The 26,338-nt window shown below is 50.9% G+C and carries 20 protein-coding genes; 16 read left to right on the top strand and 4 right to left on the bottom strand.

Translation table 11 applies throughout. The features are described from left to right. Positions 1-472: 472 nt before the first annotated feature. The 3 genes from ACQKDS_RS17635 to lpxK are packed head-to-tail and all read left to right on the top strand — an operon-like array spanning position 473 to position 5,534. Positions 473-2,770: a ComEC family protein gene (locus ACQKDS_RS17635; protein WP_399673101.1), complete on the top strand. Its 2,298-nt coding sequence runs from the start codon at positions 473-475 to the stop codon at positions 2,768-2,770. Between the two features lie 35 nt (positions 2,771-2,805). Then, positions 2,806-4,554: a lipid A ABC transporter ATP-binding protein/permease MsbA gene (gene msbA, locus ACQKDS_RS17640; protein ID WP_399673098.1), complete on the top strand. Its 1,749-nt coding sequence runs from the start codon at positions 2,806-2,808 to the stop codon at positions 4,552-4,554. Further along, positions 4,554-5,534, top strand: coding sequence for a tetraacyldisaccharide 4'-kinase (gene lpxK / locus ACQKDS_RS17645; RefSeq protein WP_399673096.1), 981 nt, complete (start codon positions 4,554-4,556; stop codon positions 5,532-5,534). The genes msbA and lpxK overlap by 1 nt, the downstream gene beginning before the upstream one ends. 1 nt (position 5,535) lies before the next feature. On the opposite strand, the gene hglS is transcribed toward lpxK, so the two are convergent. Next, positions 5,536-6,942, bottom strand: coding sequence for a 2-oxoadipate dioxygenase/decarboxylase HglS (hglS, locus tag ACQKDS_RS17650; protein WP_399673093.1), 1,407 nt, complete (start codon positions 6,940-6,942; stop codon positions 5,536-5,538). 539 nt (positions 6,943-7,481) lie between these two features. On the opposite strand from hglS, the gene cspE reads away from it, so the two are divergent. The 6 genes from cspE to ACQKDS_RS17680 all read left to right on the top strand — a co-directional run bounded on the left by cspE (position 7,482) and on the right by ACQKDS_RS17680 (position 11,744). Continuing rightward, on the top strand, positions 7,482-7,691 hold the full coding sequence (gene cspE / locus ACQKDS_RS17655) for a transcription antiterminator/RNA stability regulator CspE (protein ID WP_004928244.1): 210 nt from the start codon (positions 7,482-7,484) through the stop codon (positions 7,689-7,691). A 219-nt stretch (positions 7,692-7,910) separates the two neighbouring features. After that, positions 7,911-8,132 carry a cold-shock protein gene (locus tag ACQKDS_RS17660; protein ID WP_399673091.1) on the top strand — a complete coding sequence of 74 codons (222 nt, stop codon included), beginning with the start codon at positions 7,911-7,913 and terminating at the stop codon, positions 8,130-8,132. Positions 8,133-8,240: 108 nt separating this feature from the next. Further along, on the top strand, positions 8,241-9,467 hold the full coding sequence (locus ACQKDS_RS17665; RefSeq protein ID WP_399673089.1) for a winged helix-turn-helix domain-containing protein: 1,227 nt from the start codon (positions 8,241-8,243) through the stop codon (positions 9,465-9,467). A gap of 297 nt (positions 9,468-9,764) precedes the next feature. Next, positions 9,765-9,947: a Trm112 family protein gene (locus ACQKDS_RS17670; protein ID WP_399673087.1), complete on the top strand. Its 183-nt coding sequence runs from the start codon at positions 9,765-9,767 to the stop codon at positions 9,945-9,947. Beyond that, positions 9,944-10,693, top strand: coding sequence for a 3-deoxy-manno-octulosonate cytidylyltransferase (gene kdsB / locus ACQKDS_RS17675; RefSeq protein WP_399673084.1), 750 nt, complete (start codon positions 9,944-9,946; stop codon positions 10,691-10,693). The genes ACQKDS_RS17670 and kdsB overlap by 4 nt, the downstream gene beginning before the upstream one ends. A 154-nt stretch (positions 10,694-10,847) precedes the next feature. Then, a complete protein-coding gene (locus ACQKDS_RS17680) occupies positions 10,848-11,744 on the top strand; it encodes a YcbJ family phosphotransferase (protein WP_399673081.1) in 897 nt (298 codons plus the stop codon). On the opposite strand, the gene elyC is transcribed toward ACQKDS_RS17680, so the two are convergent. Beyond that, a complete protein-coding gene (gene elyC, locus ACQKDS_RS17685; RefSeq protein ID WP_399673112.1) occupies positions 11,741-12,526 on the bottom strand; it encodes an envelope biogenesis factor ElyC in 786 nt (261 codons plus the stop codon). The two genes, ACQKDS_RS17680 and elyC, sit on opposite strands and share 4 nt — an antisense overlap. A gap of 153 nt (positions 12,527-12,679) precedes the next feature. Between elyC and cmoM the strand changes: the two genes are divergently transcribed. From cmoM to ACQKDS_RS17720, 7 genes are all read left to right on the top strand, one after another. Then, on the top strand, positions 12,680-13,465 hold the full coding sequence (gene cmoM / locus ACQKDS_RS17690; RefSeq protein WP_399673079.1) for a tRNA uridine 5-oxyacetic acid(34) methyltransferase CmoM: 786 nt from the start codon (positions 12,680-12,682) through the stop codon (positions 13,463-13,465). Then, a complete protein-coding gene (gene mukF / locus ACQKDS_RS17695; protein ID WP_399673076.1) occupies positions 13,462-14,784 on the top strand; it encodes a chromosome partition protein MukF in 1,323 nt (440 codons plus the stop codon). Before cmoM ends, mukF begins: the two co-directional genes overlap by 4 nt. After that, positions 14,765-15,493, top strand: coding sequence for a chromosome partition protein MukE (gene mukE, locus ACQKDS_RS17700; protein WP_399673073.1), 729 nt, complete (start codon positions 14,765-14,767; stop codon positions 15,491-15,493). The genes mukF and mukE overlap by 20 nt, the downstream gene beginning before the upstream one ends. Further along, entirely contained in the window at positions 15,490-19,947 is a 4,458-nt protein-coding gene (gene mukB / locus ACQKDS_RS17705) for a chromosome partition protein MukB (RefSeq protein WP_399673071.1), read from the top strand. The genes mukE and mukB overlap by 4 nt, the downstream gene beginning before the upstream one ends. Before the next feature lie 208 nt (positions 19,948-20,155). Next, complete coding sequence (gene ldtD / locus ACQKDS_RS17710) at positions 20,156-22,003, top strand: L,D-transpeptidase (protein ID WP_399673069.1); 1,848 nt, start codon at positions 20,156-20,158, stop codon at positions 22,001-22,003. 181 nt (positions 22,004-22,184) lie between these two features. Beyond that, positions 22,185-22,733 carry a DUF882 domain-containing protein gene (locus tag ACQKDS_RS17715; protein WP_399673066.1) on the top strand — a complete coding sequence of 183 codons (549 nt, stop codon included), beginning with the start codon at positions 22,185-22,187 and terminating at the stop codon, positions 22,731-22,733. 64 nt (positions 22,734-22,797) lie between these two features. Then, positions 22,798-23,445, top strand: a complete 648-nt coding sequence (locus ACQKDS_RS17720) for an MBL fold metallo-hydrolase (RefSeq protein ID WP_399673063.1) — start codon at positions 22,798-22,800, stop codon at positions 23,443-23,445. 66 nt (positions 23,446-23,511) lie between these two features. Here ACQKDS_RS17720 and ACQKDS_RS17725 read toward each other — a convergent pair whose 3' ends face one another. Then, positions 23,512-24,702 (bottom strand): amino acid aminotransferase, encoded by a 1,191-nt coding sequence (locus tag ACQKDS_RS17725; RefSeq protein WP_399673060.1) that lies wholly within the window; start codon positions 24,700-24,702, stop codon positions 23,512-23,514. 244 nt (positions 24,703-24,946) lie between these two features. Next, positions 24,947-26,044 (bottom strand): porin OmpF, encoded by a 1,098-nt coding sequence (ompF, locus tag ACQKDS_RS17730; RefSeq protein ID WP_399673058.1) that lies wholly within the window; start codon positions 26,042-26,044, stop codon positions 24,947-24,949. Between the last annotated feature and the right edge of the window lie 294 nt (positions 26,045-26,338).

The following is a 26,338-nucleotide window of genomic DNA, read 5'->3' on the forward strand; positions in this document are numbered from 1 at the left end:
ATGTCAGATCGCAATGCGCCTGTTAGGGCGCGGCTGGTAACAGAGCCTTATAGGCGCCTATGAAAAACCTCCGGCTATGCCGGAGGATATTTATTTGTCAGCCTTAAACCACTTTCTCGTGAGATGTTGATTGTTCTTGTTGGGCGATAGTCCAAAGAAAACCCAGACGTCAATGCTTTACCTTACAGCGAGATGATGTAGATATGCAGCCAAGAACGATGATGAGGAATGGCGACTAAAATTTGTTAGCCTCCTTGTTAACGGGCTGTATCAACGCCGTCCATTGTGAAGGCGGCTTTTACTGTTTCGCGCTGCTAGGCCTACCACGATTGTCCCTCATTTATTGTTTAATGCCGTGCAGTTACTCGCAGTATTGAGCCCATCATTTCTGCAACGGCGCGATAGTTTGCGTAGCGTATTCCAGCCCTGTTTTTATTTCCGGTAGCCCTCATTTTTCGACGTTAATCTTCCTGTGCGAAAGGATTCGAGCAGGGAGCAACTTATTAAGATTTCGATAGATATCGCCGCGATAGCCGTGGTTGTGGGCATGTTGCCAATGATGTTTTTAGCGCAACTGCCGCCTCAGGGGCTGCTGTTTAGCTTGGCGTTACTGATGCTGTGGTTATGGCGACAAACTCAGCATATTGTCTTTCAGGGACTCGCTTGGCTCTTGTGCGGGTTTATTTTTGCGTGTTGGAGTGCGGGTGGCATTGTGCGGCAAATCAACACGTTGAGCAGTAAACCCGTCAGTATCGTGGCAACGATAAGCAGTGTTAAATTATCAGGTCACGAACCCTCTAAACTGTTGTTTCGTATTGAGCAGGTTAATGATCGTTGGCTATTTCCAGCGTTGTCATTTAGCGCCAGCTTGAAGGGAAAACACGGGTGCGCCGGGCAACGTTGGGCGCTAAAAGTTCGGCTACGGCCGGTGCATAGCCGTCTTAATCAAGGTGGTTTTGATCGGCAGCGTTGGGCTATTGCACGGCGTCAGCCATTGGTGGGTTATATTCAGTCCGCCAAGCTTATCGATGCACAATGTGGCTGGCGGCAGCGAATTATCACCGCAGTGGAACGGCAGTTAGAGCCCTTGTCACATCGTGGCATTCTATTCGCGCTGGCATTTGGCGAACGGCTGTTAATCACTAAGCATGAACGTGCATTGCTACTTAAAACCGGGATAGCTCATTTAATGGCGATCTCCGGGTTACATATTTCGTTGGCGGCGATGTTGATATGGAGTCTTGCGCGATTGTTACAGCGCTTATTGCCGGCATGGCTTATTGGTTACCGCTTTCCGTTGTTGAGTAGCGTCATTCTGGCATTAGGCTATGTTTGGCTAGCCGGTGGGCAACCGCCTGCACTGCGTGCCGCCATGGCACTCACCTTGTGGATGGGGCTACGTTTATTTGGTGTCAGCTGTTCTTCTTGGCAAGTTTGGTTGTGGTGTATCAGCCTACTGCTATTAAGCGATCCGTTGGCGATATTGTCAGACAGTTTTTGGCTTTCGGCGCTGGCCGTTGCTGCGTTGATTTTTTGGTTCGAGTGGGCACCGTTACCCGCAAGGTTTAATACCGCTTGGCGATGGGCGCCGCTACGTTGGTTGCATATTCAGCTTGGTATGACGTTATTGTTATTGCCGATGCAATTCGGGTTATTTCATGGCGTGAGCTGGACGTCATTGCCTGCGAATCTATGGGCTGTGCCTATCGTATCGTTGCTGACGGTACCTTTTGTTTTGTGTGCTTTGATCGTCAACGATGTGCCATGGCTCGGGGCATTTTTATGGTCTTTGGCCAATTATTCTCTACATTGCGCGCTATGGCCGTTACCTTATCTGGAGCAAGGATGGGTACGCGTTAGTGCCGGATTATTACAATTTAGTGCGCTTGGTTGGCTGGGCGTGGTGGCGTGGCGCTTTAAATGGTGGTGGCGTTATCCCGCGGGCTGTCTCGTTGTGGTGCTCTGCTGTTTGATTTGGCGAGTACGCCAACCAGACTATCATTGGCGGGTGGATATGTTGGATGTGGGGCACGGCCTGGCCGTGGTGATAGAGCGTGAAGGTAAAGCTATAATCTACGACACCGGCGACCGCTGGGAAACTGGGAGTACCGCTGAAAGCGTGATCCTGCCTTATCTACATTGGCGTGGTTTGCAGCTTGAGCAAATTATCATCAGCCATAGCCACCAGGATCATATTGGGGGGCTGGCGGTGTTGCAGCAGGCATTTCCTCGGGCCCGCGTTTATTCACCGTTAAACGACACCGGGCATTTACCTTGTGTGCAGGGGCAACAGTGGCACTGGCAAGGATTGCGGCTAGCAGCGTTATGGCCGCCACGGCGAGTGAATTATGCGGCTAATGATGATTCCTGCATTCTACGCATTGATGATGGCACCCACAGCATGCTCTTGACCGGGGATGTCGAAGGCAGAGGTGAGGCAGCCTTAATGCGGCAACGAAGTCATCTACCTGCCACATTGCTACAGGTACCGCATCATGGCAGTAAAACATCTTCGGCATCGCCATTTTTACGGGCGGTGGCGCCAAAAATGGCCTTGGCCTCTGCTGCACGTTACAACGTTTGGCGTTTGCCCGCTGAAAAAATAATCAAACGGTACCGAGCAAATCATATCCTGTGGCGGGATACATCACGTTCAGGGCAACTAAGCGTGCGTTTTTTCGACAATTATTGGCAATTAAAAGGCTTTCGTGAACAATTAATGCCCCGTTGGTACCATCAGTGGTTTGGCGTAGAGGGGGATAATGAGTAAAATAGGCCGCTATTTCTTTCAAGGCTGGTATTTGCATGATGAATGACAAAGATCTCTCGACCACTCAGACCTTCCGTCGACTGTGGCCGATGATCGCACCTTTCAAGTCAGGGCTAATAGTAGCCGCTATCGCGTTAGTTTTGAACGCCGCCGGGGACACATTCATGTTGTCCTTGTTAAAACCTCTGCTGGATGATGGTTTTGGTAAAACTGACAGCAGCGTTTTACTCTGGATGCCTCTCGCCGTTATGGGGCTGATGCTGATGCGTGGGGTAACCAGTTTTATTTCCAGCTATTGCATCTCCTGGGTGTCGGGCATGGTGGTGATGCAAATGCGGCGGCGCTTGTTCGGCCATATGATGCGGATGCCGGTGTCTTTCTTTGATCAACAATCTACGGGTACTTTGCTGTCGCGCATTACTTATGATTCTGAACAGGTGGCTTCGTCTTCATCCAGTGCACTGGTAACCGTGGTGCGTGAAGGGGCTTCGATTATCGGCTTGTTCATCATGATGTTCTACTACAGCTGGCAGCTTTCAGTCATTCTGATTGTCTTGGCACCCATTGTGTCTTTTGCAATTCGTCTGGTGTCGAAGCGTTTTCGTAATATCAGCAAGAATATGCAGAACACCATGGGGCAGGTGACAACCAGCGCTGAGCAAATGCTGAAAGGGCATAAAGAAGTGTTGATTTTCGGCGGTCAGCAAGTGGAAACCGAACGCTTCAATTCAGTCAGTAACCGTATGCGCCAACAGGGCATGAAGCTGGTTTCTGCCTCTTCCATTTCCGATCCGATTATTCAGTTCATCGCGTCTCTGGCGCTGGCGTTCGTCTTGTTTGCCGCCAGTTTCCCGAGCGTGATGGAAACCTTGACTGCCGGTACCATCACCGTGGTGTTCTCTGCGATGATCGCTCTGATGCGTCCGCTGAAGTCATTAACTAACGTCAATGCACAGTTCCAGCGCGGTATGGCCGCCTGCCAAACGTTGTTTTCTATTTTGGATATGGAGCAGGAAAAGGATACCGGCACGCGCCAAATTGAGCGAGCCAAAGGGGATATCGAATTCCGTCATGTCACTTTCTACTATCCTGGGAAAGAAACACCGGCACTGCGTGATATCAACTTGAGCATTCAAGAAGGTAAAACCGTGGCATTGGTTGGGCGTTCGGGTTCCGGGAAGTCCACTATCGCTAACTTGTTAACGCGTTTCTATGACATCCAGGAAGGTGAAATCCTGATGGATGGTCACGATCTGCGTGAATATACCTTGGCTTCGCTGCGCGATCAGGTCGCGCTGGTGTCACAAAACGTGCACCTGTTCAATGACACCATTGCCAATAATATCGCTTATGCGCGCGAGCATCGCTACACCCGCGAAGAGATTGAAAAAGCGGCGCGTATGGCCTATGCCATGGACTTTATTGAAAAAATGGATCAGGGCTTGGATACGGTGATCGGCGAAAACGGCGTGATGCTTTCGGGTGGACAACGCCAGCGTATTGCCATTGCGCGAGCATTGCTGCGTGACTGTCCGATCCTCATCCTTGATGAAGCGACGTCAGCGCTGGATACAGAATCTGAGCGGGCTATTCAGGCTGCGCTGGATGAACTGCAAAAAGATCGCACTTCTCTGGTGATCGCACACCGTCTATCTACCATTGAAAAAGCAGATGAGATTCTGGTGGTTGAGGATGGTCGTATTGTCGAACGTGGCGAACATGCTCGTTTGCTTGCTGAACAAGGCGCCTATGCGCAACTGCATCGTATGCAGTTTGGCCAATAATGATCGAGCGTATCTGGTCCGGTAGTTCTTTGGTCTACCTGCTGCTGTTGCCGTTTTCTTGGCTTTATGGACTGGTGAGTTGCCTCATTCGTCTGAGTTATCGTATTGGCCTACGTAAAAGCTGGCGTTCGCCGGTACCGGTGGTGGTGGTCGGTAATTTGACTGCGGGTGGTAATGGTAAAACACCGATGGTCATTTGGTTGGTTGAGCATTTACAGCAGCGAGGCTATCGGGTTGGGGTCGTATCACGCGGATATGGCGGGAAGTCGGCGGTTTATCCTTTGTTATTGGATGCGCAAACGACGACCCAACAGGCAGGTGATGAGCCGGTGTTAATTTTTCAACGCACCGGCGCACCAGTCGCTATATCGCCCAAGCGTAGTGACGCGGTTCAGGCGTTGTTGAAACATCACGCTATCGATCTGGTGATCACGGATGATGGTTTGCAACACTATGCGTTGCAGCGGGATTTTGAAATCGTGGTGATTGACGGCGTGCGGCGTTTTGGCAACGGTTGGTGGTTACCCGCAGGCCCGATGCGTGAACGCGTGGGTCGGTTGAGCTCGGTAAATGCCTGTATTACAAATGGTGGGGTAGCTCAGCCCGGTGAAATCGCGATGACGTTACAAGCGCGGGAGGCGGTGAATATTGCCAGCGGGCAACGCTTACCTGCCGCGCAATTACCTGCGGTTGTTGCCATGGCTGGAATTGGTCATCCGCCGCGCTTTTTTGCCACGCTGGAAAAACTCGGGGTTAGCGTTGAACGAGAAGTTGCCTTTGCCGATCATCAGGAGTATCAGCAGGCGCAACTGGCGGCGCTAACCAGCCCGGGGCAAACCTTGATGATGACGGAAAAAGACGCGGTCAAGTGCCGCGCCTTTGCTCAAGCTCACTGGTGGTATTTGCCGGTCGATGCGGAGCTGCCTGATGAGCAGGCTACAGAATTATTGCAGCGTATCGAAACCTTGTTGCCTCAATAAGTTACACGTTTAGCGCGTTAAGCCCTAATGCTTGCGCGCAAGCATGTAAAGAACGTTGCTGCGTTTGTTCATATAACTTCAATTCATCGATTACTTCTGTACCCAGCGCTTGTTCAAATACTGCACGGCTTGACGTCACATTATAATCAGCGTGTTGTCGCTCGCCTAAATTCGACTGGAAGATCCCCGCCGCACTCACTGGCAAAAAATCCTCATACACCAACGGTTGAAAGCGGATGTAATCTTGAGCGATTAACGCCTCTAACGTACTGTGTTTATCTAGACTGTCTTTGGCTGCTAATCCGCATTCTGTTGGGAAATAGCGGAACCAAGCCAATTGTTGCTCACGCATTGCCGGATAATCATCGGGAAACGACTGGAAATGCTTGTGCAGTAAGTGGTTATAGCGTTCAGCATTTTTCTCACTGGGCGGCGCCTGCAATGCGTCATGGGTCGCTTGTAGTAGACGGTCATATAATGCCCGGCCTTTCGGCGTCAGTGCGACGCCTCGCTGTTCAATTTCACCGAAACGCGCCGTGTGATGGCCAACAAGGGTTGAACCGTCACTTTCTACAAAGGCAACCTGTTCTTCCAGCGCTTTGAAACTTGTTTGCCGTAATAAAATGGGGCAGTGACGGCGAGGTGGGCCTTCAATGACCGCTTTGGGCGTGATGCCACGCTGCGGCATGCAGTCTTGCACGCGATCTATATCTAGCGTGCGTGGGGTTAAATGATTGATATGCGGGCCCTTAAATGCAACCACGTCGGCGATTAACCGGTGTTGGTCATGCAACTGTTGATATTCAGCCGAGCTAACGGTGGCCTGACTATGCCAGCGGAAGGTTTCCAGCGCCTGCTCGATAAAGTCGTCGGCTTGTGCGCGATCTAATCCTCCTTGCGCTTCATGCAGGGCGATTAACTCTAGAGCTCTATCGGTGAAAATACGCCGATGAGCCAACAGCTTTTCGGCGAGTTGACGCAGTGCGGGCTGTTCAATCAGTTCCAAGCGAAGTAAAGAGGTAAAGACGCGGAATGGGCAGGCTTGCAGATCGTGTTCATGTATTGCGCGAAAGGCCGTCGAATGAACCGGAACCCCAGCGATGGCAAGATCATAATAGCCGACGGGAGCCATTCCCATCACATTAAATAGCCGACGTAACGTTGCGAGCTCGCTGGCAGTACCGATGCGAACGGCACCGTGGCGCTCCATCACCAACCGTTCGATTTCACCGGTAATTTGTAATTGGTGTGCTAACGCGGCGTCATTGCTTAACAACGCTCGATTAGTTTCAGCGACTAAACTGAGCAGATCGCCATATAATGGCACCTCTTTCTGATACATATCAGACATCGCATGCGAGAATTTGGCGCGAATTTCATTCGATGAGACGAACTGCTGGGCGGTCATGCGCATAGCTCCTTTATTTAGCCTATTCAGGAAAATTATTTTGGCGATAACCCTGGCTACGAAGCCATTCGCCTTGTTTTATCCTCAAGCTTAGCTATCTGACCATAATTTTGTTATAACGCTTTCAAACATATTAGATTTTTATGCGTTAGCTCTCATTTGTAGAACACAGGGCCGTAAAAAGCGATGTTGAACACGCAAAACGGCATTTTAAATGCGCAGCCACCTGAAAGAATAAATGATTTTAAATCATAGTGTTAAATTAAAAACCACACCCTGTGAAAAAAATGTGTGACAAACCGCTTGTGCAATGCGTAATTTTATGAGTAAATGCCAGTCGGCCTGTGATGCAGACCTATTTATGTTTGAGTTTAGATTTAGAAGTATAGATGTTGAATTATGTAGTTCCTTCTAAGACGTTATCTTTCGATTCCGCTTCAAAGACGAACCTTCTAAGTATCTCCCATAAGTAATGTTTCTGAAAACGGCCACTATTGCCTTATGGCAGATTTTGTAAATATATTTAAAAGGTAAAAGTAATGTCTAAGAAGACTGGTCAAGTTAAGTGGTTCAACGAGAGCAAAGGTTTTGGTTTCATTGAGCAACATGACGGCGGTAAAGATGTATTCGTACACTTCTCTGCAATTATGACCGACGGTTTCAAGACTCTGGCTGAAGGCCAGCGCGTCGAGTACACCATTCAGGACAGCCCGCGCGGGCCGGCTGCCGCCAACGTTGTTGCTCTGTAATAACAGGTAATAGCGTATAGAGTTCTTAATACAACCTTGATGAAGCATTTATGCGGATTCTTGCGGAAGATATTAAGTTCAACCAACCCGCCGTAGTGCGGGTTTTTTAATTTTTGCTCACGAGAGGTTTGTTACGAAAAACTTTAGGATGGGCTGGTAGCATCCCAACAATTATAAAAATAACGTTGTTATGGATGCTCAAGTAAAAGGATATAAGTTATGTTTAAAAATACTGTGTTAAAAATGGGCCGTGTGAAATGGTTCGATCAAGCTGAAGGCTACGGTGTTATTTCTCTGGTCGATGGTAGTGACGAAGTTTATGTTAGCCGTCGTGCTATCGCCAATACCAAAAATAAATCATTAAACGAAGGTCAGAACGTCGAATTCTCGATTTACCGTAGCTCTCATGGGCTGTCTGCAGCAGACGTTATCGCGTTCTAACGTCATGCCTTCCTCGCCAGTGCCGGCGTCGTTTCCCCCGCACTGGCGAAGATAAATCCCCCAAATTCCACTATTATCAGGCGATAAATTCATCACCTGGATAGTAGAATGGCAATACCTGAAATCTCCCTCGCCGCTGCCCGTGCGCTGCATCTTGCCGCTCAGGGACTTCTCACCCCCGTAAAACGTAAAGCCACACCTGAAGATGTCATTGCGATGATTCAACGAATGGGGCTACTACAAATAGATACTATTAGCGTGGTTGCCCGTAGCCCTTATCTGGTGTTGTTCAGTCGATTGGGTGATTACGTCCCCGCCTGGCTGGATCAGGCTTTGGCCGCTCGTCAATTATTTGAGTATTGGGCGCACGAAGCCTGTTTTTTGCCCATTGACGATTTTGCGTTGATGCGGCATAGGATGTTGAATCCACAGGGAATGGGCTGGAAATACTCGCAAGAATGGGTTGATAAGCATCGCACGGCCATCGATGACGTGCTTAGACACATTGCTAAACACGGATCGGTTCGCTCGACCGATTTCAATGCCGAAAAAAAGGGGGGCAATGGTTGGTGGGATTGGAAACCTGAAAAGCGCCATCTTGAAAGTTTATTCACCGCCGGGAAATTAATGGTGGCCGAGCGTCGCAATTTCCAGCGCGTTTATGATCTAACCGAACGCCTGTTACCTGAATGGGACGATAACAAACACGCGTTATCGGCGGCTGCCGCACATCAGCAAATGTTGAGGCGGACCTGCGGTTATCTGGGGATCTTTAAACCCGAATGGTTGGCTGATTATTACCGTTTGAAGCGCGTTTCGCCGCAGAAACTCGTTGAGTCGCTCCAGCACGAGGGGGAAATACAACCGGTACACGTTTCCGGGCTGTCAGGTATTTTTTATGTACATCACGCCTTGGCGAATGAGCTGGTGATGGCGCAGCAGGGTAAATTAAACGCTACCGTTACCGCATTATTATCACCTTTCGATCCCGTCGTCTGGGATAGGCGCCGTGCACTAGAATTGTTCAATTTTGACTATCGGCTGGAGTGTTATACGCCGAAGGAAAAGCGACAATATGGCTATTTCACCTTGCCAGTGTTGCATCGTGGCGAACTGATAGGGCGGATTGATGCCAAAATGCACCGTCGCCAATCGGAGTTTGAAGTCATCAGTTTTCATCTGGAATCGCGGGTGCGAATGGGTAAGCAACGTTGCCAGGATATCTATCTGGCGATTTGCCGCACTGCCAAATGGCATGGCGCAACGCAGGTTAAAATAGGTAAGGTGCCCGCTTCGATAAAGGACGCGTGGGGTGAGCGTTGGCAAGTAGGATAACGAACGACGCTGGTCGCATGGGTAAAACGGGGGCTTCGCCGTTCGTTACGCGCGGAGCCTCAGTTGCTAAAATTAGCGAACAGGGCAATGATTCGGTTTATGCGTTTCATCATTTGCAAAGCTTTCATTATTTCGTGACATTGATCGCAAATTTTACGCCTGTGCGCCAGCGTAAACAACCCCAAACCGAGGCCGATCGTACCAGGCAGTAAAACAAGCCGATGGTTAACCCATTGCATAGCATTATGCTATCCTCATGCACTTTCCTGATGTCACATTCCCCCGCTTGGAGAAAACATGGATCACCGTTTACTTGAAATCGTTGCCTGTCCAGTTTGCAACGGTAAGTTGTACTTCAATAAAGAAAACCAAGAGTTGGTCTGCAAACTGGATGGATTGGCTTATCCGCTGCGCGATGGTATTCCTGTGTTGTTGGAAAACGAGGCGCGTACGCTGCCGCTGGACGAGAAGCAAGTATGAGTTTTATCGCTATTATTCCAGCGCGTTATGCATCTAGCCGTTTACCGGGGAAACCGTTAGCGGATATTCACGGTAAACCAATGGTGGTTCATGTGATGGAACGCGCCCGTGAATCAGGTGCGTCACGAGTGATTGTCGCGACCGATCATCCAGATGTTGCGCGTGCTGTCGAAGCCGCTGGCGGCGAAGTGTGCATGACGAGCCCAGATCACCATTCTGGTACAGAACGCTTGGCGGAAGTGATCGAGCATTACGGCTTCGCTGACGATCAAATTATTGTGAATGTTCAGGGCGATGAGCCGCTGATCCCGCCGGTAATTGTGCGGCAAGTCGCAGAAAACTTGGCGGGCAGCAGTGCCGGGATGGCAACGCTGGCGGTACCGATTGACAGTGCCGAAGAGGCTTTTAATCCAAATGCGGTGAAAGTGGTGATGGATGAGCAGGGTTACGCGCTGTACTTCTCGCGAGCCACTATCCCATGGGATCGTGAGCGCTTTGCCCAATCAAAAGAAGCGATCGGTGATAGCCTGCTGCGCCATATTGGCATCTACGCCTACCGTGCTGGGTTTGTGCGTCGTTATGTCAGTTGGACGCCGAGCCCGTTAGAACAGATTGAACTGTTAGAGCAGCTACGCGTGCTGTGGTATGGCGAAAAAATACATGTTGCGGTGGCGAAGGCCATCCCCAGCGTAGGCGTCGATACATCGGAAGATTTACAGCGCGTGCGCGACTGTATCAAAAACTGAGCATTGTGCTGTTTGCCATCGGCGCGCTCCCGTGTGTCGATGGTTGATTTTTCTCCGCGTTTCTTCTCATTTTATTGATCTGTATTTAAGCACTTCCCCGTCCACCCGTTGATGATGTCAGCCTCTCCCTTAATTCCCATGAGGTTTTGCCTGAATGGAACAGCTACGCGCCGAACTGAGTCTTGTACTGGGTGAGTCAATCAGCCGGGTAGAATGCGTGAGTGAGCAACCCTACGCGCATCTGTATTCACTGTACGATCGGCAAGGCAGCGCCATTCCATTAGTGGCAAAGAGTTTCGTCTGTGCCGGGATTGCCCAGCAGGAAGCCTATAAACTGTCGATGCTGGCGCGCGAAGGTGATATGCGTATGCCAACGGTATTTGGCGTGGTGTACACCCAGCAATCACCGTATCGTGAAATCTTGCTGATTGAGCGCCTACGCGGCGTGTCTGTCGAGGCGCCAACGCGTACGTCGGAGCGCTGGAATAGGCTGATGGAGCAAATTGTTGATAGCATGCTGGCTTGGCATCGCGTTGACAGCCACGGTTGCGTTGGCACCGTTGACAGTACCCAAGAAAATAGCTGGTTTAGTTGGTATCAACAACGTGTCGAAGTGTTGTGGTCTACGATCAATAATCAGCATTCGCCGTTGCTTACCATGGACGATCGCCGTTTGCTGTATCGTGCGCGTGAGGCATTAGCGCATTTTTTTGTTGGTTTTGACGACGCAAGCGTGTTGGTACACGGTAATTTAACGTTGCGTAGCATGCTAAAAGATGCAAAATCCGATCAACTGTTGGCGATGCTTAATCCCGGCATGGTGCTGTGGGCACCGCGTGAGTACGACCTGTTTCGGTTGTGCGAAGAGGGGATGCCCAGCCAACTGTTATTCCATTACCTGCGGCGCGCACCGGTTGCTGAATCTTTCATGGCTCGGCGCTGGCTGTATGTTATTTGGGAAGCGATCGGGCGTATGATACATACCGGAAAACTGGATCGGCAACAGTTTGACGCCGCATCCCGGCAACTGCTGCCGTGGCTGGCTGGTTAATGATGTTCACCCGCGCCGGTTGCCGTATCGCTTCCTTTCAACCATTGCCATAGGCTGCCGAGAGTTTCATACCAGACACGTTCGCTGTGGCTGAGGTACAAGGCGGAAGGCATCATTCGTTCCCAAAAATTCAGTGGCGAGGTAATCGCCAGTTGATTAGCCGGTGCAGGGATAGGATTTAACCCTTCCTTTTCAAAGAAGCGCATCGCGCGCGGCAAGTGATTGGCGGAGGTCACCAAAATAAATCGCTGCTCCCCCACCAGCGTAGCGACCTGCGCGGCTTCTTGTTCGGTATCTCGCGGGCGATCCAGTATGATGATGTCATTACGCGGCACCCCCAGACTTTCGGCAACCCTGGCGGCGGTCTCCGCATTGCTGATTGCCGTGGCGCCACGTGCGCCGGTGAATACCAATTTTGCGCCTGGTTGCCTGAGATAGAGTCGTATGCCCTCAGTGACTCGCGGTAAACTGTTGCCGATGAGGTTGGAACTGGGCGCCCATTGCGGATTAAACGTGTAACCCCCGCCCAAAACCACGATATAATTGACCTGCTCGGTGCCGTGATAGGTTGGGTATTTTGATTCTATGGGCAGCAACAGCCGATCGGCGACCGGTTGCAGGCTAAAGAGCAGTAAACATAACCAACTCAGGCTGAGGATCGCTTTTGCGCTTTTTTGCCAGCGGGTAAACCAGAGCAGTAATAAGGCCAATGCCATCAGTAGCAGCAGCGCAGGTAATGGCATCAACATGCCGCCAATGAACTTTTTTAGGTTAAACAGCATCAAAAAGCGGGTCCTTTTGGGCGAAAAAACGACATCTGGGCACAATCATACCGCAAGAAGATTTATTCTAAGCCAGTCTGTGCCAAAATAGCAGGTTTGAATGGGCAAGAGCGTTGCCCTAAGCCCAAAGAAAACCAGCGGAGCCGTTGTTTAATGCAGGATCGCAATTTTGACGATATTGCTGAAAAGTTTGCACGTAATATTTACGGCACCACCAAAGGGAAGATTCGCCAGGCCGTGGTGTGGCAGGATCTGACGCTGCTGCTGGCAAGCTTGCCGCAGCGGCCGCTGCGTATACTGGATGCAGGCGGTGGTGAAGGGCATATGGCCTGCCAACTGGCAGAGTTAGGGCATCAGGTGTTGTTGTGCGATCTTTCTGGTGAGATGATTCAGCGTGCTGCGCAATTGGCCGAACAGAAAGGTGTGAGCCAGAACATGCAATTCATACAAAGTTCGGCTCAGGAGATCGGTCAACATTTGGAACAGCCGGTTGATCTGATATTGTTCCATGCAGTGCTTGAATGGATTGCCGAGCCTCAGGTCGCGTTAGCGGCGTTATATGACTGTCTGTTACCCGGAGGCGCACTGTCGCTGATGTTTTTCAACGCGAACGGCTTATTAATGCGCAATGTGGTTTTGGGTAATTTTCAATTGGTCGACCCGCAGGTCAGACGGCGACGTAAGCGCTCGCTGTCGCCACAGTACCCGCATAATCCACAGCAGGTATACGGTTGGTTGGCAGCGCTTGGCATGCACATCAGTGGTAAAACCGGCGTGCGCGTATTCCATGATTATCTGCAAAGCAGACAGCTGCAAACACAAAAATTTGAAGAGCTACTGGCGCTTGAACAGCACTATTGCCGGCAGGAGCCGTACGTGAGTTTGGGGCGCTACATTCACGTCATGGCACATAAACCAAACCTGAAGGACGAACTATGAGTGAATTTTCCCAGACTGTACCCGAACTGGTCGCCTGGGCCCGGAAAAATGATTTCTCTATTTCGCTCCCTACGGAGCGTCTTGCGTTTTTGCTTGCTATTGCCACGTTAAATGGTGAACGCTTGGATGGCGAGATGAGCGAAGGCGAGCTGGTTGATGCATTTCGCCATGTCAGTAAAGGATTTGAACAAACGCATGAAACGGTGGCGATCCGAGCCAACAATGCCATTAACGACATGGTGCGCCAGCGCCTGTTGAACCGCTTTACCAGCGAACTGGCGGATGGCAATGCCATCTATCGTTTGACGCCGCTGGGCATCGGCATTACCGATTATTATATCCGTCAGCGTGAATTTTCTACGCTGCGCCTGTCAATGCAGTTGTCGATCGTGGCGCAGGAACTGAAACGCGCAGCCGATGCGGCGGAAGAGGGCGGGGATGATTTCCATTGGCATCGCAACGTGTTCGCACCACTCAAATATTCAGTGGCGGAAATCTTCGACAGCATAGACATGACCCAGCGGGTAATGGATGAGCAGCAGCAGGGCGTAAAAGACGACATCGCGGCACTCTTGAACCAGGACTGGCGGGCGGCGATTTCCAGCTGTGAAATGTTGTTGTCGGAAACCTCCGGCACGCTGCGCGAATTACAAGACACCTTGGAAGCGGCCGGCGACAAGCTACAGGCTAATCTGCTGCGTATTCAAGATGCTACGCTCGGTGAGATGGAACTCGGGTTCGTCGATAAACTGGTGTTTGATCTGCAAAGTAAACTGGATCGCATTATTAGTTGGGGTCAACAGGCGATTGACCTGTGGATTGGCTATGACCGCCACGTACACAAGTTCATCCGCACCGCGATCGACATGGACAAAAACCGGGTATTCGCACAGCGATTGCGCCAATCGGTGCAAAACTACTTCGACCATCCGTGGACGCTTACCCACGCCAATGCCGATCGCTTGCTGGATATGCGAGACGAAGAGCTGGCATTGCGCAGTGATGAAGTGACAGGGGAACTGCCGCCGGATCTAGAGTTTGAAGAGTTCAGCGAGATCCGAGAACAGTTGGCATTAATGATCGAACAGGCACTGAAAGTTTATCAGGAACAACAATTGCCGCTCAATCTCGGGGCGGTGATGCGCGATTATCTGGCGCAATATCCGCGTGCACGTCACTTTGACGTAGCACGTTTAGTGGTCGACCAGGCAGTGCGCCTTGGTGTGGCTGAAGCTGATTTTTCAGGGTTGCCAGCCGAATGGCAGGCAATCAATGATTACGGAGCCAAGGTACAGGCCCATGTCATCGACAAATATTGAACAAATAATGCCAGTTAAGCTGGCCAAGGCATTGTCAAACGCGCTGTTTCCGGCGTTAGACAGCCAACTGCGTGCGGGTCGTCATATCGGTATCGATGAGCTGGACAACCACGCCTTCTTAATGGACTTTCAGGACGAACTGGAAGAGTTTTACACCCGTTATAACGTCGAGTTGATCCGTGCGCCGGAAGGGTTCTTCTATCTCCGTCCTCGCTCAACCACGTTAATTCCACGCTCGGTGCTTTCTGAGCTGGACATGATGGTGGGTAAAATTCTGTGTTACCTCTATCTGAGCCCAGAGCGGTTGGCACATGAGGGGATTTTCAGCCATCAAGAACTGTATGATGAGCTGTTGAGTCTGGCAGATGAAAATAAACTGTTGAAATTCGTCAACCAGCGCTCCACCGGATCTGACCTTGATCGACAGAAGCTGCACGAAAAGGTGCGGACCTCACTGAACCGTTTACGTCGCTTAGGCATGCTCTATTTCATGGGCAATGACAGCAGCAAATTCCGTATCACCGAAGCGGTGTTCCGCTTTGGCGCGGACGTGCGTAGCGGTGATGATCCTCGCGAAGCGCAATTGCGCATGATTCGTGACGGCGAAGCCATGCCGGTTGAAAATAGCCTGTTACTGAATGACGAGCAGGAAAGTGATGATCAACCGACAGACCACACCCCGGACAGCGCAGAGGATGAACAGGAATGATTGAACGCGGTAAATTTCGCTCACTGACGTTGGTTAACTGGAACGGTTTCTTCGCCCGCACTTTTGATCTGGATGAATTGGTCACCACGCTGTCTGGCGGCAACGGAGCCGGTAAATCCACCACCATGGCGGCGTTTGTCACGGCGCTGATCCCCGATTTAACGCTGTTGCACTTTCGTAATACCACCGAAGCGGGCGCAACCAGCGGTTCGCGCGATAAAGGCTTACACGGCAAATTGCGCGCCGGGGTGTGTTATTCCACGCTTGACGTGGTCAACTCACGTCACCAGCGGGTGGTCGTTGGCGTACGTTTGCAGCAGGTTGCTGGCCGTGACCGTAAAGTTGATATTAAGCCGTTTACCATTCAGGGATTGCCAACGGCAATTCAGCCGACCGAAATTCTGACCCAGTCGGTGGGTGAACGCCAGGCGCGCGTGCTTTCACTGCAAGAGTTGAAAGAACGTGTTGAAGAGATGGAGGGCGTACAGTTTAAGCAGTTCAACTCCATCACGGATTATCACTCACTGATGTTTGATCTGGGCGTTATACCGAAACGCCTGCGTTCATCGGCCGATCGCAGTAAATTCTATCGTTTGATCGAAGCGTCATTGTACGGTGGCATCTCCAGTGCCATCACTCGCTCGCTGCGTGATTACCTGCTACCGGAAAACAGCGGCGTGCGCAAAGCGTTTCAGGATATGGAAGCCGCGTTGCGTGAAAACCGCATGACGTTGGAAGCGATTCGTGTCACTCAGTCTGACCGTGACCTGTTCAAACATCTGATATCCGAAGCTACCTCTTATGTCGCTGCGGACTACATGCGTCATGCTAACGAGCGACGTATTCATTTGGATGGGGCGTTGGCGCTGCGTCATGATTTATTTGGCAGCCGTAAGCAGCTTGCCGCTGAACAGTATCGCCACGTCGAAATGGCACGCGAGCTGGGCGAGCAGAGCGGGGCGGAATCAGATCTGGAAACCGACTATCAAGCGGCCAGCGATCACCTGAATCTGGTACAGACGGCGATGCGCCAGCAGGAAAAGATCGAACGCTATGAGGCCGATCTGGAAGAGTTGACCTACCGCTTGGAAGAGCAGAACGAGGTGGTTGCGGAAGCCAGCGAACAGCAAGCAGAAAACGAAGCGCGTGCCGAAGCCGCAGAGTTGGAAGTGGATGAGCTGAAAAGCCAACTGGCTGACTATCAACAGGCACTGGACGTACAGCAAACCCGCGCTATTCAGTATCAGCAGGCATTACAAGCGTTAGAGCGCGCGCGTGCGTTGTGCCAGTTGCCTGAGCTGAATGCTGAAAATGCCGATGAGTGGTTGGAAACCTTCCAAGCGCGTGAGCAGGAAGCGACGGACGCCTTACTGCTGTTGGAGCAAAAACTGAGCGTGGCCGATGCCGCTCACAGCCAGTTCGAGCAGGCTTATCAATTAGTGTGCAACATCGCCGGTGAAGTGAGCCGCAGCGAAGCCTGGCAAACCGCGCGTGAGTTGCTGCGCGACTGGCCTTCGCAGCAGCATCAGGCAGAGCGCGTGCAACCGTTACGTATGCGGTTAAGCGAATTAGAACAGCGTCTACGTTCGCAACAGGACGCTGAGCGCCTGTTGCAAGAGTTTTGTAAACGGCAGGGGCAGGCGTATCAGCCGGACGAGCTGGATGCGCTGCAACAAGAGCTGGAAGAACGCTTGGAGTCGCTGTCGCAGAGCGTCAGTGAAGCCGGTGAACGGCGGATGGCGATGCGCCAGGAGTTAGAGCAACTTCAGCAGCGTATTAAAGCGCTGACTGCGCGTGCGCCAGTGTGGCTGGCGGCGCAGGACGCGCTCAGTCAACTGAGCGAGCAAAGTGGTGAGCCGCTGGAGAGCAGCCAGCACGTCACGGAATATATGCAGCAGTTGCTCGAGCGTGAACGTGAAACCACGGTTGAACGTGACGAAGTTGCGGCGCGTAAGCGTGAGGTTGAAGCGCAAATCGAACGCCTCAGCCAGCCAAGCGGTGCGGAAGATCAGCGGCTGGTCACATTGGCTGAACGCTTTGGCGGCGTATTACTGTCAGAGATCTATGATGATGTCACCATTGATGATGCGCCGTACTTCTCTGCGCTTTATGGCCCGTCTCGCCACGCCATTGTGGTGCCGGATCTGTCGCTGGTGCGTGACATGCTCGAAGGGCTGGAGGATTGCCCGGAAGATCTCTATCTGATCGAAGGCGATCCGCAGTCGTTTGATGACAGCGTATTCGCCGTTGAAGAGCAGGAGCGAGCGGTGTTGGTGAAAACCGCCGATCGCCAGTGGCGCTATTCACGCTACCCGGCGGTGCCGTTGTTTGGCCGTGCCGCGCGCGAGCAGCGTTTGGATGTGCTGCATGGCGAGCGTGAATCACTGGCCGAACGTTACGCGACCTTGTCATTTGACGTTCAGAAAATCCAACGTTTGCATCAGGCGTTCAGTCGTTTCATCGGTTCGCATCTGGCAGTAGCATTTGATACCGATCCTGAAGCGGAAATTCGTACGCTGAATGGCCGTCGTGGCGAAGTTGAACGGGCGCTGAATAATCACGAAGCCCAGAACCAACAACAGCGTCAGCAATACGATCAGGCGAAAGAAGGCATCTCGGCGTTGAATCGTCTGACACCGCTGGTTTCATTATTGAATGACGAAACCTTGCCGGATCGTGTTGAGGAGCTTCATGAAGAGTTGGACGAAGCGCAAGATGCTGCGCGTTATCTCCAACAGCACGGCGTTGCCTTAGCTAAATTGGAGCCGCTGGTTGCGGTATTGCAAAGCGACCCGGAACAACACGAACAACTGCAACAAGATTATCAGCAAGCGCAAAGCGTACAGCGTCAGGCTAAACAGCAGGCGTTTGCATTGGTTGAAGTGGTTCAGCGTCGGGCGCATTTCAGTTATACCGACTCGGCTGGTATGCAGAATGCTAACAACGATCTTAACGACAAATTACGTCATCGCTTGGAGCAAGCTGAAGCAGAACGCAGCCGCGCGCGTGAGCAACTGCGCCAGTATCAAGCGCAATTTACGCAATATAGTCAGGTGCTGGCGTCGCTGAAAAGCTCGTATGACGCCAAACGCGACATGCTGAAAGAGCTCAGTCAGGAACTGGTGGATATTGGCGTACAGGCTGATGCCAACGCAGAAGCGCGCGCGCGCCAGCGCCGCGACGAACTGCATGCGGCGTTAAGTAATAACCGTGCGCGTCGCAACCAGTTGGAAAAACAGCTCACCTTCTGCGAAGCCGAAATGGACAGCTTGCAGAAAAAACTGCGCAAGCTGGAGCGCGATTATCATCAACTGCGTGAGCAAGTCGTGACGGCTAAAGCGGGCTGGTGTGCGGTGATGCGGATGGTGAAAGATAACGGCGTCGAACGTCGCTTACACCGTCGTGAGCTGGCTTATATGGATGGTGATGAACTGCGTTCAATGTCGGATAAGGCGCTGGGTGCGTTGCGTCTGGCGGTGGCGGATAACGAGCACTTACGTGATGTGCTGCGGTTGTCAGAAGATCCGAAGCGGCCAGAGCGTAAGATTCAGTTCTACATCGCGGTATATCAGCATCTGCGTGAGCGTATTCGACAGGATATTATTCGTACTGACGATCCGGTTGAGGCCATCGAACAGATGGAAATCGAACTGGGGCGTTTGACTGAAGAACTGACGGCGCGTGAGCAGAAACTGGCAATCAGCGCGAAAAGTGTGGCGAATATTATTCGCAAAACTATTCAGCGTGAGCAAAACCGTATTCGCATGCTCAATCAGGGATTGCAGGCGGTTTCGTTTGGTCAGGTGAAGAGCGTGCGTCTGAACGTCAATGTGCGTGAAGCGCATGCGACACTGCTGGATGTGTTGTCTGAACAGCAGGAACAACACCAAGATCTGTTCAACAGTAATCGTTTGACCTTCTCTGAAGCGTTGGCCAAATTATATCAGCGTTTGAACCCGCAGATTGATATGGGGCAGCGTACACCGCAGACCATTGGCGAAGAACTGCTGGATTACCGTAACTACCTGGAGCTTGAGGTAGAAGTGTTCCGTGGTTCTGATGGTTGGCTGCGAGCCGAAAGCGGTGCGCTGTCTACCGGTGAGGCGATCGGTACTGGTATGTCGATTCTGGTGATGGTGGTGCAGAGCTGGGAAGAGGAATCGCGTCGGCTGCGTGGCAAGGATATTTCGCCATGCCGTCTGTTGTTCCTTGATGAAGCGGCGCGTTTGGATGCCAAATCAATTGCAACACTGTTTGAACTGTGTGACCGGTTAGAAATGCAGTTGATTATTGCAGCACCGGAAAACATCAGCCCAGAAAAAGGCACCACCTACAAGCTGGTGCGAAAAGTGTTCCAAAATCAAGAACACGTTCACGTTGTTGGGTTACGTGGTTTTGCCAGCGAGTCTGTCGCTGCGCTGAGTATGAATCCGACAGAAGCACCGCAAACTTAAAAAAACAACCTACTAATCTGAAAATAGCCGCCCTGGGGTGGCTATTTTTTGTATAACAAAGACGATAGAACGACCCAATACGGTAAAGTAGCGTTATGAAATAAACAGTAATCCTGTTGTGCCCAAAGCAAAACAGCCTTTCTGTTTGTATACTTAAATTAATCAGTAATCTTTGTTGTGTTTTTTGCAAACATACAGGGGGCAAGGGATGTTGTTTATAAAAGGAAACACGGTACGACGCTTGGCGTTGAGTTGTGCAATTGTTGGTAGCTTTACCACGTCGCTACCTGCATGGGCGGCCGTGCCTGCGTTTTCCACTGCTTCCTCTGGCTCAGGCATGTCAGTAGCGCAAAGCCGTTCTGAGTTGCTTGCCGCATTACCACGCGGCGTGACGCCACATTACCTTACTACGTTAGCACCACTGTATGCGGCTAATCACATGCAGCCGATGTGGCAGGATCGTGAAGCGGTACAGCAGTTCCAGCAGCAGTTAGCAGAATTAGCTATTTCCGGTATCCAGCCGCAGTTTAGCCAATGGGTTAAGCAGCTCACCGATCCGGCTATTAGCGATATGGCCCGGGATGTTGTGTTGTCGGATGCGATGATAGGCTACCTGCAATTTGTCTCCTCGATCGGAGCCAACGGTAACCAATGGCTTTACAGTACCATTCCGTACAAACTGGCGACACCGCCGACGACGGTAATCAACCAGTGGCAGTTGGCGGTACGGCAGGGCAAGGCGCGGATCTTCGTTGAATCGTTAGCGCCGCAACATCCACAGTACGCTAAGATGCATCAGGCGCTGCGAGAAATGCTGGCCGACAACCGCCCTTGGCCGCGGGTAGGCGGGGGGCCAAGCTTGCGCCCGGGGCAAACCAGCAATGACATTCCGGCACTGCGTGAAATTTTGCAGCGAACCGGCATGCTAAATGAGGCGCCGGCTACAAGCTTGTTCACTCAAGAGCCCACAGTGGTAAACAACACTGATACGCCGCCGGTGATGGATGATTTATCCGTCGATGAAGAAGGGTTGCGTAACAGTCGTGCTACGGTAGTTAGCCCGTCGTCTACATCGGTGGAGAATCTTAATGCGCCGAGCGAGAGTACATTCTTGCGACAACCACCGAGCCAGGTTTCAAGCGCTGATAACCGCTATAGCGAGGAGTTGGTTGAGGGGGTTAAACGCTTTCAGCAATGGCAGGGGCTGAGTGCGGATGGCATCGTCGGTGTGCGAACGCGTGAGTGGCTAAACGTATCGCCGCAAATGCGAGCTTCGTTGCTGGCGTTGAACATTCAACGGTTACGCATTCTGCCGGGGCATGTCAGCAATGGCATTATGGTTAACATCCCTAATTATTCACTGAGCTATTACCAGAACGGAACTGAAGTCTTGTCATCACGCGTGATTGTGGGTCGTCCGAGCCGTAAAACGCCGATGATGAGCAGCGCATTGAACAATGTGGTGGTCAATCCGCCTTGGAATGTCCCAACAACCTTGGTGCGTGAAGATATTGTGCCGAAAGCGATGCGTGATACCAGCTACTTCAGAAAACACGGATACACGATACTTTCCGGTTGGAGCAATGATGCAGAAGTCATTGATCCCTCGATGATTGATTGGAGTCGAGTCTCTGCACGTAACTTCCCGTATCGTATTCGCCAAGCGCCGGGAGCCAGTAACTCGCTAGGCCGTTTCAAATTCAATATGCCGAGTTCAGATGCTATTTATTTGCACGATACGCCGAACCATAATTTGTTCCAGAAAGATATTCGTGCTCTGAGTTCTGGTTGCGTTCGTGTGAATAAAGCGTCCGATTTGGCGAATATGTTGTTGCAGGATGCGGGATGGAACAATAGTCGCGTCTCTTCGACCTTAAAACAAGGTAATACCACGTTCGTCAATATTCGTCAGCGTATCCCGGTTAAATTGTATTATTTAACCGCCTGGGTTTCTGAAGACGGCAAGCCACAATTCCGTACAGATATTTACAATTACGATAATACGGCGAGATCCGGCGCACAAATTTTGGCTCAGGCCGAAAAATTAATGCAATAAATGCAGTAATTATAAATAAATAACGGTCAGAATACTGGACCATGTTATTGGCGCTCAGGCGATGAGCGCCGATACACCAAGGGATACCGATGGTTGACTCAGCCTGTCTGGGCGGTTATGGTTCGGTCAGTGCGCTTTTTTGTGCATATTTTTTGATATTTTTGCCGGATTTAACGTAAACATGGATACAATAGATCATAACCGTCGTAAATGGCTGGCTTTAGGTACTGCCGCCATGGGTATAGCACTGCTGCCCGGGCAAGCGTTTGCCAGCCTTTCTACTTCTCGCCCACGTATATTGTTGATCAATAATCTCAATACGGGAGAGTCGCTTAAAGCGGAATTCTTTGATGGTAAAGGTTACAATAAAGAAGAGTTAGCCCGCTTAAATCATCTTTTCCGCGATTATCGCGCGAATAAAGTCAAATCAATTGACCCACAGTTGTTTGATCAGCTTTTCCGTCTGCAAAGTCTGTTGGGTACCACGAAACCCGTGCAACTGATTTCAGGTTATCGATCGCTGAGTACCAACAATGCGTTACGTGGCCGCAGCCGTGGTGTGGCGAAGCACAGCTATCACACCAAAGGGCAGGCGATGGATTTCCATATTGAAGGTATCCAGTTGAGTCATATTCGCAAAGCCGCGTTAAAAATGCGGGCAGGCGGTGTAGGATATTATCCACGTAGCAACTTCGTACACATTGATACCGGCCCAGCACGAACCTGGTAGTTAATGTTGTACCCTGATTGAATGTGTCGGCCAGAAAGGTTCGGCTCAGTGAGTTTGGGGCTTTATGAAATATCAAATTATTCCTGTTACTGCGTTCAGTCAAAATTGTACGCTGGTTTGGTGTGAAAGCACGCAGCAGGCAGCGCTGGTGGATCCCGGTGGCGAAGCTGAAAAGCTTAAGGCTGCAGTCGCGGAAGCCGGGGTTACGCTGACACAAATATTATTGACGCATGGGCATCTCGATCATGTTGGTGCGGCAGCGGAACTGGCTGAGTATTATCAGATACCGATTTACGGTCCAGATAAAGAGGATGCTTTTTGGCTGGAAGGGTTACCTGCACAAAGCCGTATGTTTGGTATGGAAGAGTGCGCGCCACTGACACCGAATAAATGGTTAGCCGAAGGCGATGGTGTCCAGGTTGGTGAGATGGCGTTGAAAGTATTGCATTGCCCCGGGCACACTCCAGGACATATTGTGTTCATCAACGAAAACGCGCGTCTGGCGTTAGTGGGCGACGTGCTGTTTAATGGCGGTGTGGGGCGCAGCGATTTCCCTCGCGGTGATCATCAAGCATTAATCAACTCTATTCGTACTAAATTGTTACCACAAGGTGATGATATGGCGTTTATTCCAGGTCATGGCCCGATGTCGACCTTTGGCCATGAGCGCCAAACCAACCCGTTCCTGCGTGAAGAGCCGGCAGTCTGGTAACGTTATTTCCCGGCAGAAATAACGAAGGGGCGCTTGGCGCCCCTTTTCTATGGGTGGAATACTGTTTTACAGCACGGCGACGATGGCTTCACACAGCGGTGCCATATTGTCAGGCGTCATGCCTGCTACGTTGACGCGGCCAGAATTCACTGCGTAGACACCAAACTCATCACGTAAACGGAGTACTTGTTCTTTGCTCAAGCCGCTGAAAGAGAACATTCCATTCTGATTGATGATGAAGCTGAAGTCTTGCTTCGCCCCTTTTTCTTGCAAGGTGTTCACGAACAACTGACGCATGCGATGGATACGTTGACGCATGTCGCTCAGCTCTTGCTCCCAGATGGCGCGTAGCGCTTCATTACTCAGGATCGTGGCAACCACGGCAGCACCGTGTGACGGTGGGTTGGAATAGTTAGCACGGATAGCGGCTTTTACCTGGCTAAATGCACGATCGGCAGTTTCGCTATCAGCAGCAACAACGGTACAGGCACCGACACGTTCGTTATACAGACCAAAGTTTTTAGAGTAAGAGCTGGCAACAATCAGTTCTTTATGTTTTGCCGCGAAAATACGAAGCCCTTGGGCATCCTCTTCCAAACCGTTAGCAAAACCTTGATAGGCAAAGTCAAACAGTGGCAACCAACCGTTGGCGACAGACAACTCAGCCAGCTGTGTCCATTGTTCAGGGGTTGGGTCGATACCGGTTGGATTATGACAGCAGCCGTGGAACACCACCACATCACCCGCCTGTGCTTGCTTCAGGCTGGCGATCAGGCCATCGAAGTTCAGTGAATGATTAGCTGCATCATAATAATCGTATTCCAGTACTTCTAAACCTGCAGCGTGGAACACGTTTTTGTGGTTAGGCCAGCTAGGGTTACTGACCCACACACGTTTGGCGTCGGTTTGGTTGGCGATAAAATCACCTGCAACGCGTAGCGCTCCAGTGCCACCCGGCGTTTGCGCGGTGCGAGCGCGTTTATCAGCGATAATTGAACTATTTTTGCCGAACAGCAGTTCCTGTGTGCAAGTGGCGAAAGCCGGGATCCCTTCAATACCGAGGTAATTCTTGGTGGTTTCATTTTCCAGCAGATATTGCTCGGCTTTTTTTACGCTGGTTAACACCGGCGTTTTGCCCGTTTCGTCTTTATAGACGCCAATACCGAGGTTAATTTTAGTTGGACGAGCGTCCGCGCGGAAAATGTCAGTCAGACCCAGAATAGGATCGGCAGGTGCTGCGGTGATGTTTTCAAACATGTCAGATGCTTCCATGGCTTAGAGTTAAGCTGTCAGAGACATCAGGGTAGCGCCAGACATGCGCTTTGCCAACCGTTTGCGAGAAAAACACATCGATCTTGTGATGAGTGCATATTCAGCACAAAAAATGACGGGAAAGGGGATACCGGTAGCATAATAATTTACCGTACCTAAAAACAAAAACAGGGCCGAAGCCCTGTTTTATCACGTCGCGATGGCGAACCACCGTTAAGTGTGTAACGAATTAGAACTGGTAAACCAGACCCACTGCTACGATATCGTCGGTGTTCAGACCCAGCGGGTTGTTGTCATTCAACTGGTTGATTTTGTAATCAACATAGGTAGACATGTTTTTGTTGAAGTAGTAAGTCGCACCGACTTCTACATATTTGATCAGGTCAGCATCGCCGATACCTTCGATATCTTTACCTTTGGACTGAACGTAGGCAAGAGAAGGACGCAGACCGAAATCGAACTGATACTGAGCGACCAATTCTAAGTTCTGTGCTTTGTTAGCGAAACCGGTAGCGCCGTTTTGTGCGCTGTTGGTGTTGCTGTTTTTAATGTAGGTGGCGTTGCGTGTTTCACCGTACATTGCTGCCAAGTAGACGTTATTCGCGTCATATTTCAGCGCAGTTGCCCACTGCTCAGCGCGACCATCGCCACGGCCATAGGTTGCGGTAGTCTGGCCATCGGTACGGTCAGATGACGCATAGGCTGCGGAGATACCCACACCGATTGGTGTTTCATAAGTAGAGGACACACCCCAACCGTCGCCATTGGAGCGTTTGATATCGTCGCGCTCGTTTTTACCTTGATACTGAACACCGAAGTTCAGGCCGTCAACCAGACCGAAGAAATCGTTGTTACGGTAAGTCAGCAGACCGGTAGAACGGCCAACCATAAAGTTGTCGCTACCTGCAGAGTCGCCACCGAATTCTGGCAGCATATCGGTCCAGCCCATTGGGTCATAGACGATACCGTAGTTACGGCCGTAATCCAGAGAACCGTAGTCGGCAAATTTCAGACCCGCGAAGCCCAGACGCGTTTTGTTGCCGTCCTGAGCATCAGAACCGCCTTCGCTGTTGTTAGCCTGAATGTTGTATTCCCACTGGCCGTAACCGGTCAGTTGGTCATTAATCTGAGTCTCACCTTTGAAGCCAAAACGGACATATGACTGGTCGCCATCATCGCCTTTGCTGTCAGAGAAGTAGTGCAGGCCGTCAACTTTACCGTACAGATCCAGCTTGTTGCCATCTTTGTTATAGATCTCGGCAGCGTTTGCTGCACCGGCAGCCAACAAAGCCGGGATTACCACTGCAAGAATGTTGCGCTTCATCATTATAATTACCCTCATTGGTGTTATTCGGACACCTTGCCACTGCCGACAATAATTCTTTTGGAACTATTGTTGATAGATTGGTGTCGTTCTGTGTCTGCATGCAGTGTTCCATTCACCGTCAGGTTAATCTAGAACGAAAATGATACTAATACCCTAATCAGGTTTCAAAAAGAAACATTGTGTAACTAAATATTAATGAAAGGGAACTTTGTGACGCAGGTCAAGAATAAAAAATGCGAAAGGCCAGCGAGGCTGGCCTTTGTTTTGTAACAAAATGGTAGTAAAACGCGCAGA

Source organism: Serratia sp. NPDC078593, assembly GCF_050268245.1.
Taxonomy (GTDB): Bacteria; Pseudomonadota; Gammaproteobacteria; order Enterobacterales; family Enterobacteriaceae; genus JBNNGK01.